We start from the raw sequence: 11684 nt of genomic DNA, 5'->3' as shown, positions 1-11684 counted from the left end.
CCTGTTGAAGTTAGTTCGGGGCAACCGGGGTGCGTGTATTGGTATAGTCCTTAAGCGCTTTTCGATAACGGATCTGGTCAGATGCCGACAATGAGGACGAATAGAATTCCGTCCACGGCATTTCCGGATGGTTTTGCATCAGAAGATTAATCGCATCGACAATGTTTTTGCCGGTTTGTGTTTTGCTGCATGCGATTGATGCGGGCATGAGTTGATCATTCCCCGCAATGTTCCAGCTTGAAAACGCGCCTTCGGGTACTTTCGTGCGGCGGTAATATTCGGCTTCCGCCGGGAGATACAGCGTCCAGTCCATTCGACCAAGTGCAATCAATTGCAAAAAATTGGCATCATTGCCGATATGGGTGATCCGCGGATTTTCGACATGCCGGCGCAGGATCGCATCAATTTCCGGGCCATAGGAACGCTGTGATCGCAAGACGCCATTTAGCTTGCTGTGGATGATCAGTTTTTCAAGGTCCACATCCCCATCGGTGTTCAAATAGTTTTTGAGTTGATCTGAACGCGATGCATCTAAAATCAGGCTGACAGGCAAATGGGGTTGGACAACATCGGTGAAATGCAGGAACTGCTGACGTTCGGGGGTTGCGTTCATGCCAAACGCGCAAAAAGTACCCGGTCCGCTCAGCGTCTTTAGCAACCGGGCCAGGGGGATAATTTCCTTGGTCTGGTGATAGTCCGGCAGCCTGTCAGAAAACCAGTCGAGGATATCAATGCCATAGCCGACAATATCGTCATCACGTTCAAGCATGGCAGGTGGCAAAGGTGTCACGGCCCATGTGACTTCAGGTTGCTCTGCGCCTTGTGCCGTTGCGTTCACAAGCGTTGCAATGCCCACAATCGCCCCGAACACATATGTGCATATGTATCGGACCAACGTGCGTATTTGATGCAATCCTGTCGGAAGCATTCCGGCAATCTCCATCCCCTAATTAGTGTTACAACTACTTATAAGGGGATTGTTTTGTTGCATTGCAAATACTTATTGCTTTTGTGATGTGCCGGTTGTCGCGGGATTATATTCAAGGCGCGTTTCGAAATGATCGGAATTAATATACTGATCGCGTGCGGCAAAGAACCAGTCCCGGTCGTTCGGGCCAAGCCATCGGGCATAGAAATCCGTCCAGGGCATGGTCGGGTTTTGATCGATGATGGCATTTATTTCTGCGATGGCTTTTTGTCCGGCCGGTGTGTTGGCGCACCCAATGGTGGCCTCAAGCAAGGTGGTGTTGCCGGCCACGGGCAGGGCATTGATTTCAAGGTTTGGGGTTTGCTCGCGGCGGTAATATTCCGCCTCTGACGGGAAATAGAGCGTCCAGTCAATCCGGTTGAGCTCAAGCATGCGCAGGAATTTGGTGTCATCGGCGACAGTCATGACCTGTGCGGCGTTCTGGTGGCGGGCAAGCGCGGTATCAATGCGCGTGCCATAGGCCCGCCCGATGCGGACAGCGCTTTGAAGATCACCTGTGGCCAGCAAACGGTCAAGATCGACATGGCCTTCCACGGTCAGGAAAGGATCAAATCGTCCTTCTTCTCCTGCGCGGATGACAACAGCATTTGGCAGATGCAGCAAGACGGTTTTGGCAAAAACAATGTAGTCACGCCGTTCTGCTGTGGGGATCAGGGTTGTCGAACAGCGTAGTTCGCCTTCTGCACCATTCTTCATTTCTGCCAACAACCGCGCAAGCGGCACTTCAAGGACGCTGTGGGCGTAATCTGGAAGTCGGCTTGTAAACCATTCCTGGGTGTCTGCGGCGTAACCTTTAAGGGTATTGTCATGCCAGATGAATGCTGGTGCAAGCGGGGGAATGGCCCAGATTATGGTGGTATTGTCACCGGAAGTCTGAGCTTTTGTTTCCAGGGATGCAAGAAAAGTCAGAGCAAATATTGCTCCGGCTATCCATGATTTTGCAACGGCCCGTAAATGCCATGCCATTACATTTTCCCATTCCCGGTTTTCTGATCTTGTTCTCTATTTGGTCTGCACTCTTGGTTACGATATGGCCAAAACCCTTAGCAAAGTGTGTATTTACGCGTGATACAGACTTGATTTAATCTATACTTGGAAGATTATAATGTCTTTTTGAGATACTGACATGCAGGACTATCCATCAAAGGTGGTGTTGGGGCCGGTTCTTGCCGGACTGATTGCATATGTTGCAGGGTTCTTGCCAGGGGTAAGTTCCGCTGGTGACATCACTGTCATGACCACGCCGTTCCCGCCCTATGTCGTCTATCAAGAAGACACCGATCAGGCGAGCGGCCCTGCTGTGGATATTGTCCACCGTATTTGTGAAGAGGCGGAACTGACATGCCTGCTTCGGGTTGAGCCATGGGCGCGCGCCTATGAAACAGCCAAGCGCATGCCCAATACCCTGATTTTCAGCATCGCACGGCGTCCGGACCGCGAAGAACAGTTTCAGTGGATCGGGACGGTCGCCCCGTATCACGTTCGATTGTTCTCGCTTGATGGATATGATGTGCCCGAAGTGGAAAGCTGGCGCAGGCTTCAAGCCTTTCATGTTGCCGGGCAAATGCGTGATGTAAAAGCGCAATACCTTGAAAATGCGGGGTTTGATGTGGTCAAGGCCCCCTCGGCAGAGGCGACCATTCGCATGTTGTATGCCGGGCGTGCCGAGTTGGTGGCGGGGGACTCCCTGTCGCTGCCCTATCGCGCGAAGGCGCTGGCGGTTGATGACATGCGTTTGAAAGTCGTGGCCGAGGTTCCTGAACTTTCAACCGAACTGTATCTTGCCGCCAGCCTGACAACAGATGAGATCGTGGTGCGCAGTTTGCGCAATGCCCTGGACGCCCTTAAGCGTCGCGGTGACTATGACCGTATCTGGGCCATTGGTGGTTTTGTGTCGTCCAACTAACCCGGTCCTGAGCCTAAGGCCCAATTCACTCATAGCCAAAAAAACCGGCCCCCGGTGAAGGGGGCCGGCATAACCGCGCGGCGGGGTCGGGGGAAAAGTCGCGCGGCTATTTCGTCAGTTCGATGCCTGTGGCTTGTTGCGTGACATCATCGAATTGAACAATTTTGCAATCTTCGGGCGCAGATTGCGCAACCCGCCCCCTAACTTGTGACGCATCATCAAGGCACAAGGCGTGAAGATCAGGGTCAAGGCCGTGGCGAATGCCAGACCAAATGCGATCGAGGTCGAAAGCTGTACCCACCACTGTGTGGATGGGGCGCCGACCGTTACCGCGCGATGGGCAAAATCGATGTTGATCTGAAGCACCATGGGCACAAGGCCTAGAATGGTGGTGACCGTGGTCAGCATCACCGGGCGCAAACGTTGTGCGCCGGTTTGCAGGATCGCGGCCTCGATACTGCCGGCGGTGTGTTTAAGCCGGTCAAACGTGTCAATCAGAACGATATTGTTGTTCACGACAATACCGGCCAAGGCAACGATCCCGATCCCGTTCATGACAATCGAGAAGGCCTGCCCCGTAATCATCAGACCAAGGAACACGCCAGCAGTCGACATGATGATGGCGATCATGATCAGAAGCGAACTCGAGATGCTGTTAAACTGGGTGACCAGAATGATGAACATGATAAACAGCGCGACCGAAAACGCATTCTGAAGGAACTCGGCCGATTTTTGCTGTTCTTCATCCTGCCCCTTGAATTCAACCGATACACGCGGATCAATTTCAAGGGTTTGCATCCACTCTTTGACTTCGCCAAGCTTGGTATCCACCAGAACACCTTCCTGCACATCGGCCTTAACAGTCAGTGCACGGCGGCTGTCGACACGGGTCAGCGTGCCGGTTTTGGGGATCGGTGTGCGTTTGATGAAGTTGGCAAGCGGGACAAGCCCTTTGTCGGTCACGATCTTGAGGTTTTGCAACTCGTCAAGGGATCGGTAGTTCGCCGGATAGCGGCCAACAATGTCGATTTCCTCGGTGGAATCATCCGGGCGGTAGGTCGAAAAATTGATCCCGTTGGTCACCAGTTTGACCACATTGCCAATCTGGTTGATGTCGGCCCCGAATTTTAGCGCCTGCGCACGATCAACGGTATATTCCCAATCAATGCCCGGGGGCGACTTGCCGTCTTCGAAGTTATAAAGCCCCCCCATATCCTGCAGACCGTTTACCAATGTGGTGGCTGTTTCATCCAGAAGGTCAGGATAGAAGGACCGCAACTGAATCTGAATGTCCTTGCCTTGCGGCGGACCGGCTTCTTGTGCGCGTACTTCAATGCGAATACCTGCCAGATCGGCGGTTTCAGCCAGAATACGTTTTTCGATTTCGGTGGCTTTGGGGCGGGCTTGCCAATCGGCATATTCAAGCTGAATGACGCCGATAACGTCCTCGGCCGCCTCATTGCCCCCGGCACCGGAACCGGAACGGGCATAGACCGTATCAAACCAGTTCTCGCCTTCATGATGGGTATCAAGGGCCAGAATGCGGTTTTCAACTTCGCGCAGCAGATCGTCTTGCTGATAATAAGACAGGTTCCCGCGTGCGCGGACCTGCACAACCGCGACTTCCGGTTCAACAGACGGGAAGAATTCCACCCCTTTGCCGAGCTGGCCAAACGTTCCCCAAACCGTGATCAGGATGACAAAGGCCGCAGGCACGACAATCCAATAGAACCGCAACGCCCCCTTAAGCATGCGTACATACAAACCTGTGCCGCCTTTGACCTTTTCGATGTCATCGGCATGATCGGCGGCGATGGCCTGAAGGCTTTCGTTGCTGGCACTGCCCGGTTTACCGAACCATGCACCGACGGTCGGCACAAAGATCAAGGCCATGGCAAGCGATGCGGTTAATGTGAACAGCACCGTGATCGGCAGGAACTTCATGAATTCGCCGACGATATCGGGCCAGAAAGCCAGCGGCAGGAAGGCGGCCAATGTGGTCGCGGTCGATGCAATGATCGGCAATGCCATGCGTTTTGCCGCAAGCGGATAGGCCTTGCTGCGATGCAGGCCATCGATCATTTTGCGGTCGGCATATTCCGTGACCACAATCGCACCATCAACCAGCATCCCGACAGCCAGAATAAGACTGAACAACACAACGATATTAACCGTCATGCCCAATCCCCAAAGGACAAGAATGGCTGTCAGGAAAGAACCGGGAATGGCAAGTCCGACCAAAAGGCCCGACCGCCAGCCAAGCGCCCAGATCACAACCACCATCACCAGCAGGATCGCAAGGATCACGCTGTTTTGCAGATCGGTCAGCATGGTGCGGATGTCTGATGACTTGTCCTGCGAATAGCTGACCGTCAGGTTGGAGGGAAAGGCCTGTTGTGCTTCGGCTGTGGTGGCCTTGATGGCATCAATGACTTCGATGATGTTTTCGCCAACACGTTTGGAAACCTCGATGGCAATCGCCGGGTCCCCGTTCAGGCGGGCAAAACTTTCGGCATCCTTGAAGGTCCGGCGCACATCGCCGATGTCACGGAACCGGATCACGGAATCCCCATCGACCAGAAGCGGCATGTCAAGAATGTCGCTTACACTTTCAAACAGGCCGGGGACCTTGATGTTAAAGCGGCCGTTACCTGTATCAACCGCACCGGCGGCGACAAGTGAGTTTGAATTGCGCACCAGGGTGACAATATCGATCCCGTTTAAGCGATAGGCTTCGATCTTCATCGGATCAATAATGAATTCGACCAGTTCTTCACGATCCCCTGCCAGATTGGCTTCGAGGACGGCAGGCAGCCCTTCGATGGCGTCTTTCAGGTCACGTGCGATGCGCAGCAATGCGCGTTCGGGCACATCACCAGCAAGGGTGACAACCAGAACCGGGAACAGAGACAGGTTGACCTCGTGAACCTCGGGATCATCGGTGTCATCTGGTAATTCGGATTTGGCGATATCGACGCGTTCGCGCACATCGGCTAGTGCTTCGTCGATTTCGACATCGGAATAGAACTCAAGCGTGACAGATGCCCCGTCCTGATAGGACTGCGAGCTCATTTCCTTGACACCTTCGATGGATCGCAATTCCTGCTCCATCGGGCGCAACAGCAGACGTTCTGCATCTTCGGGTGAAATGCCGTCATGATGCATGGTGACGTAAAGAACCGGGATCTGGACATCCGGGTCCGCTTCTTTCGGGATGGTGTTATAGCCAACCCAGCCGGTCACCAGAAGCAGGAACAGAACCAGTATAACGGTGCGCGAACGGTTCAGCGCGTGATCAATCAGGGACATTTTTTGATCTCCTCATGACACGCGCTTATTGCGCGGTTTTTTCTGAAAGGGTGGTGGTGTCCGTGCTGTGATCATCGCTTTGATCTGCATCCCGGTAAATCGGCTCACCGTTCTCGTCGGTTTCAAGGTGTACAACCTCCACCGTCGCACCTTCCGTGACCCAGTCATGACCGACCACAATCAGTTCGAACTCTTCGGGCAGGCCACCGATCCAGATATGGTCACGGGTTCCGCCCTGTAATTCAACGGGCAGAAAATCAACCTTGTTGTCGTCAACAATCGCACGAACCCCAAGTTCGCCTTCGTCATTGAGTGTAAGTACCGATGACATCACCTGATGGGCGCGTTTGGTGCCAATCGGGATTTCAAGTTCGGCGGTCATGCCATCAGGAATGCGAAGGTCGGTGTTTTCCATTTCGACTTCGACCCGGAACGTGCGGGTATCGTTATCTGAAACGCGCGCAGTATAGCGCACGATACCGCTATGGGTGCTGCCGTCATAAAGGGTCACTTCGGCAAGCTGACCAAGATCAATGGCGCGAATGGAATGTTCGGGGACATGGGCAACAACCAGCATCGGGTCGGCCTGAATAAGGGTCGCCAGCGGATCGCCAATTGACAGAAGGTCACCGATTTCGGCTGGCCGGTCTTCGACGATGCCATCAAACGGGGCGCGGATTTCAGTGTTGTTAAGCTCGGTGCGTGCAATGGTCAGATCGGCACGGGCTTCTTCAAGAAGGGCAAGCGCCTGGGCAACGCCGGTTTTGGAGCGGTAGTTCTTTTCGGCCAGGCTTTCGGCTGCGGTATGTTCAAGTTCACGCTGCGCGACAAGGGCGCGTGCCTTGGCAACGCGTGCCTGCCGGTCGCCAACATCAAGGCGTGCGATCAGGTCGCCTTTCTGAACGGCCTGCCCCTTGATCGCGCCGATTTCAATCACGCGGGCTTCTGTCTCGGCGCGGATTTCAACGGAAATGACGGCTTCGGTACGTCCAGTGATGCGCAGGTGGTCCACATGATCAACGGCCCGGCTGGTGATGGTGCGCACGCTGGCATGTGGTTTGGTGTTGCCATTTTCTGACGACGCTGATGCATCACCGGTTTCCGCATCGGATGCCGCTGCCTGTTCTGTGGCTTCATCATCAGAAAAATAGGCACTGCCGATCCATACAACGGTCCCCAAAACCAAAAGGATGGCAATCAGGCGTGAAGCATTCATTTTCTTGTTCCCTCAAATATTCCGTTGCCGGACAGCGTTTGTTACCCCGGGCACGTCATAGCGTCGTCTCTTATGGCGATGCTGTCTTTCATGCCGATCAAGATTTATTGGCTTTGTAGTTTTTCAATTGGTCGAGAAGACCCTGTTTGTTTTCACGAATAAACTTCAGCGTCGCATCGCACATTGCCTGTCCCAACCCGGCGACAAAGCAGCATCCCGGTTTCGGATTGCCATCTTCATCGTGCCATCGCGACCCCTGTGCATCTGTGCCGTCGTCCTTGTCGGGGTCAATTTGCTGGCTCATCATTTGATGGCGGGCAGCAAATTCGTCAATCAGGGCTTCGGTCAGTTCAAGCGGCATTTCCTCTGCGAAGGTCAGCATAAACAGAATGTCGGACCGATACCGGTCTTCACCCGGACGTGTCTGCAATAGGGTGCGCAAAAAAGACCGGCGCCCTTCAGAAGTCAGTTGATAGATCTTTTTGTCAGGCCGGTTTTCCTGTTCATGTTCAACGAACGTCACCAGACCGTCCTGAGTCAGCTTGGTCAGGGCCGGATAGATCGAACCAAGGGACGCAATCTGAAAATGGCTGAACGTGCCATCCTCAAACATTTTCCGGATTTCATATCCTGTTGCCTCGCCGCCCATCAGGGCACCCAGACATAATGTGCGTACATCCATGTTCAGACCAGTATCCTTGTTTGTTTCCCCCGGATTGATCGCGCCTTGGCGGGGGAAGGTGCCAAAGAGTTTATATCAATCCGATATATGACGGACTATCATATATCAATTCGATATAGTCAATCGAATATGGTGGAAATTTTTGTGACGGTATTTCTATTTGGACGATCCTGTGTTGCTTTGTGTTACATCGTGATCAGGAAATCTGATCTCGTTGCGCCATGGCTCGTTATTGAGAAAGCTGACAAAAACAGCGTGCCAATGCGTCCGCCTGTGCATAATCGGACGCCGATTGTGTCCGATTGTGTCTATTGAAACGATATAGGCGGTCCGAACGGCACTGCTGTGCCCGACCAAGTCATAATTGGATAAAAGCAGGAGTAAGCCGGAATGACCGGTTGGATGGATTATGCAAGTGTCGTGGTTGCCGCGGTCGGGTTGGTACAGGTGGTATTTCTGTGTCTGGTCCTGCGATCAGAAGGCGCACGTGCCTTTGCGGCCAACCGCTGGATGATGCTGTTTATTGCCGCCATCGCGCTTAACCTGGTCGAAGACGTTCTCGAACAATTTGTCGCCGCAGATCTCAGAGGTGTCCTTGATCTGATCTTTGGGCCGATGAACTTCGCCATTGCACCGGCGATTTATCTTTATTTCCGCGAAATTTCGGGCAATCCATGCGGCCGTGCTTGGGGGCATTTCATCCTGCCGCTTGTCGTGTTCAACCTGCTCGCCTGGGTGGTTACCCATGATGGGGGACGCTCGGTATTATGGGTAGATGGCTATCAGGTGCGCGATCTGGTCGGGGGCTTCTGCTGGGGCGGAATTTTTGTCCAAGCCTGCATTTATATGGCATTGGTCTGGCGCGTGGCATCGCGGTATTTACGCAAAACCGAAGAACAGCTTGGCGCAGACCGCAAGGCCATGCAGCGGTGGGTTGGCGTTATCCTTGGCTGTTTGACATTTATGTTCATGACACTGGCTGTCAGCAAGATTGTCGGACTTTATCAGAACGACAGTGGCGAAATGTTTGGTACAGAAATCGCCTTTGCGCTGATCCTGTTTGCCATGAGCTATGAAATCGCCACCCAGCCGGCGTTGTTTGTCATGGCCGATTGGCCTTTCGATGACGATGTCGCACAGACATCCAGTGGAATGTCTGATGCGTCGTCGGCTTCTGACGATGGAAAGAATGACACCAACGGACAAGTAACCGCTGCCAATGGGGGGCCAATTCGACCCTTGCTTGATGAAGACGGGGTCACACGGGCGCTTTCACAGCTTAACGATATTGAGGCACGCGGTGATATCCTGTTTGATCCATTGGTCTCATTGCCAAAACTTGCCCGTGCGGTCGGGGTGACACCCAATCAGCTTTCCTATGTGCTTAACCATCATGTCGGTAAAAGCTTCTTTGATTTCGTCAATGCTGCCCGGGTGGCAGAAGCCCGTTCGGTTCTTGTGCTGGAACCCGAACGGACCATTTTGGACATTGCGCTAAGCGTTGGGTTTAATTCGAAATCGACCTTTAATCTGGCGTTCAAGAAAATCACCGGCGAAACGCCAAGTGCCGTGCGCGAAGCGGCAAGGCAGGCCACGACCGGGCAAGATCAGCCGTCCGAAATACCAATCACACGACCGGATCAACAGTATCGGACGCCAAAGGCAGGATGATTGATGATGCTATCCCCAGTTCAACATTGGGGGCCGCTATGGACCATCATCAGACATTTGCCACTGCTTCTAGCCAAGTCACAAAAAGCCACAAGGCGTGCAAGGATTTGCAACGCATTCAACAGCGACGCAAACGGACGTTGCGCATCGGTGTATTGGTTTTGCTGTGTCTGGTTTGTTTTACCCGCGCGTGGCTTGATCGCGACCATGATTGGCACGACGCCATCGAGGCGGTCGGGATCATCGCCATTGCGCTTTGCATTCTGGGGCGGGGCTGGTGTGCGCTTTATATTGGCGGGCGCAAGAAAACCGCACTTGTGACACGCGGGCCCTATTCGATCAGTCGAAATCCGCTGTATGTGTTCAGCTTTATGGGCGCATTTGGGGCCGGGGCGCAGACAGGAAGCCTTGTGATTGCCGGGCTGTTTTGTTTGGGGTGCTGGCTGGTGTTTCGCATGGTGGTCGAACATGAAGAAGCCATGCTGGCTGATCGGTTTGGTTCGGCGTTTCACGACTATTGTCAGGCCGTGCCGCGGTTTGGGCCAAAACTGATGATGTGGCGTGATGAGAATGATCTTGTGATCAAGCCTGGTTTGTTTCTGACCACCATTCGCGATGCCTGCTGGTTTCTGGTGGCGGTACCGGTGTTTGAAGGCATCAAACTATTACAGGATCAGGCGTGGCTTGTGCCGCTGATCTGGTTGCCATAGGCGGCCTTGGATCGTTGGGACGCGATCATGTTGTGGCGATCAGGCGGCATCATCGGTTGGTGTGCCGCCAAAGGATTTGATCATTTTGGTGCGTTCTTCTTCGCGCATGGGATCGGAATCAAGTGCAATGGCCGCCTCAAGCGCGCCGGGGTCAACCTTAAGCGTTTTTGCGCCGCCCGATGGTTCCTTCACCGACCAGAGATGGACGTGACATTCCAGCTTGATGTAGCTCCGGCTGGGGGCGTCGGGATCAAGTTTTTCCAGTGTGTCGACTTCATATTCACCGGCCGGAAGCAATCCGGTATGCCCGGGCAAATGAAACGGGTGAAAGAACGTCACCGTGCGGTGTGTTGTTCGGGTAATGCTCATAATCGTGGCTCCTTCGAGCAACCGGAACGTTTCAGCGCAGTATCTGGAGCGCGCGTCATGGTCCGGCAGTTTGACAGGGCCCGTGTTCCCGCTGCGTCAGGTCATGGTCGCGGGCAGATGCCCTGAAGCAACATGAGGACTGTTTTGCCAGTTTTACGTGAAACAGGCCTCATCCTTTATATGGTCAGGTTGTCGCAAAAGTGCAAATCCCCCCTGAAATCCTAGAATCCAGAAGCCCTGATCCCAAGTTTGTTCGGCTTTTTTGGTTTTTGGTTATTGGGATCAGTGATGTGCCGGGCGGTCAGGGTCGGCGTCCTGCACAAGGGCAAAATCAAGATCAATCGGATTGATGTCCAAAAGGCGATCATACAGCATCCCGTGCTGTCTGCTTTTCATATGAAGCTGGGTCGCAACCCGACGGTAAACGGTGAAAGAAACGCCTTCGACAAGTTCTTCGGTCGTATCAACAACGTAGCTTCCGGCAGGGAAAATCTCACCCCGCCCGTGAAGCTGAAACGGATGCTGGAACGTGACCGTTTTCTGTGACATTCGGGAAATGGTCATGGCGCAGGGTAACCCCCGTTATAATTTGTTTGGAAAGAGCTTTGTCCATGTCAGGCGAAGCTGCAATGGCCCGGCAAAGATCGGTTAAATGATCTGTGTGCCCGTATCTGACGCAAGGCGTCGGAGGGGCGTGCCCCTCCGAGCCGAACAATCAGTCGTTCGCGCCCTGATGCGGGGTTGGGGCCGCATCGGGGTTTGCGGACGCTGGTTTTGGGGCGGGTGTCTCAATCGGTGCGCCAGTTGCCGGTTTGGCGTCTGGTTTCTTTACC

10 protein-coding genes are annotated in these 11684 nt (G+C 53.7%); 3 read left to right on the top strand and 7 right to left on the bottom strand.

Annotated elements, in window-relative coordinates:
- Positions 1-10: 10 nt before the first annotated feature.
- Together JF44_RS0110195 and JF44_RS0110190 are read right to left on the bottom strand one after the other, a co-directional pair.
- The gene (locus JF44_RS0110195) at positions 11-856 is read right to left on the bottom strand and encodes a transporter substrate-binding domain-containing protein (RefSeq protein ID WP_156111650.1); all 846 of its coding nucleotides are present in this window, start codon (positions 854-856) and stop codon (positions 11-13) included.
- Positions 857-1000: 144 nt separating this feature from the next.
- On the bottom strand, positions 1001-1954 hold the full coding sequence (locus tag JF44_RS0110190; protein ID WP_081944399.1) for a TIGR02285 family protein: 954 nt from the start codon (positions 1952-1954) through the stop codon (positions 1001-1003).
- Between the two features lie 160 nt (positions 1955-2114).
- On the opposite strand from JF44_RS0110190, the gene JF44_RS0110185 reads away from it, so the two are divergent.
- Positions 2115-2894 carry a substrate-binding periplasmic protein gene (locus tag JF44_RS0110185; protein WP_033068842.1) on the top strand — a complete coding sequence of 260 codons (780 nt, stop codon included), beginning with the start codon at positions 2115-2117 and terminating at the stop codon, positions 2892-2894.
- 114 nt (positions 2895-3008) lie between these two features.
- On the opposite strand, the gene JF44_RS0110180 is transcribed toward JF44_RS0110185, so the two are convergent.
- The 3 genes from JF44_RS0110180 to JF44_RS0110170 all read right to left on the bottom strand — a co-directional run bounded on the left by JF44_RS0110180 (position 3009) and on the right by JF44_RS0110170 (position 8101).
- The gene (locus tag JF44_RS0110180; protein WP_033068841.1) at positions 3009-6203 is read right to left on the bottom strand and encodes an efflux RND transporter permease subunit; all 3195 of its coding nucleotides are present in this window, start codon (positions 6201-6203) and stop codon (positions 3009-3011) included.
- A 25-nt stretch (positions 6204-6228) separates the two neighbouring features.
- Positions 6229-7419: an efflux RND transporter periplasmic adaptor subunit gene (locus tag JF44_RS0110175; protein ID WP_033068840.1), complete on the bottom strand. Its 1191-nt coding sequence runs from the start codon at positions 7417-7419 to the stop codon at positions 6229-6231.
- A gap of 97 nt (positions 7420-7516) precedes the next feature.
- On the bottom strand, positions 7517-8101 hold the full coding sequence (locus tag JF44_RS0110170; RefSeq protein ID WP_033068839.1) for a PadR family transcriptional regulator: 585 nt from the start codon (positions 8099-8101) through the stop codon (positions 7517-7519).
- A 390-nt stretch (positions 8102-8491) separates the two neighbouring features.
- Here JF44_RS0110170 and JF44_RS0110165 point away from each other — a divergent pair, with 390 nt between their 5' ends.
- Positions 8492-9772, top strand: coding sequence for a helix-turn-helix domain-containing protein (locus tag JF44_RS0110165; protein ID WP_033068838.1), 1281 nt, complete (start codon positions 8492-8494; stop codon positions 9770-9772).
- Positions 9773-9810: 38 nt separating this feature from the next.
- A complete protein-coding gene (locus JF44_RS0110160; RefSeq protein WP_081944398.1) occupies positions 9811-10482 on the top strand; it encodes a methyltransferase family protein in 672 nt (223 codons plus the stop codon).
- Between the two features lie 39 nt (positions 10483-10521).
- Here the strand turns inward: JF44_RS0110160 and JF44_RS0110155 are convergent, their stop codons facing one another.
- Together JF44_RS0110155 and JF44_RS0110150 are read right to left on the bottom strand one after the other, a co-directional pair.
- On the bottom strand, positions 10522-10851 hold the full coding sequence (locus JF44_RS0110155; RefSeq protein WP_033068837.1) for a hypothetical protein: 330 nt from the start codon (positions 10849-10851) through the stop codon (positions 10522-10524).
- Between the two features lie 282 nt (positions 10852-11133).
- On the bottom strand, positions 11134-11415 hold the full coding sequence (locus JF44_RS0110150; protein ID WP_033068836.1) for a hypothetical protein: 282 nt from the start codon (positions 11413-11415) through the stop codon (positions 11134-11136).
- Positions 11416-11684: the final 269 nt, after the last annotated feature.

The organism is Thalassospira australica, from assembly GCF_000763295.1.
Lineage (GTDB): Bacteria > Pseudomonadota > Alphaproteobacteria > Rhodospirillales > Thalassospiraceae > Thalassospira > Thalassospira australica.
This window is presented reverse-complemented; position numbering and strand designations above follow the sequence as displayed.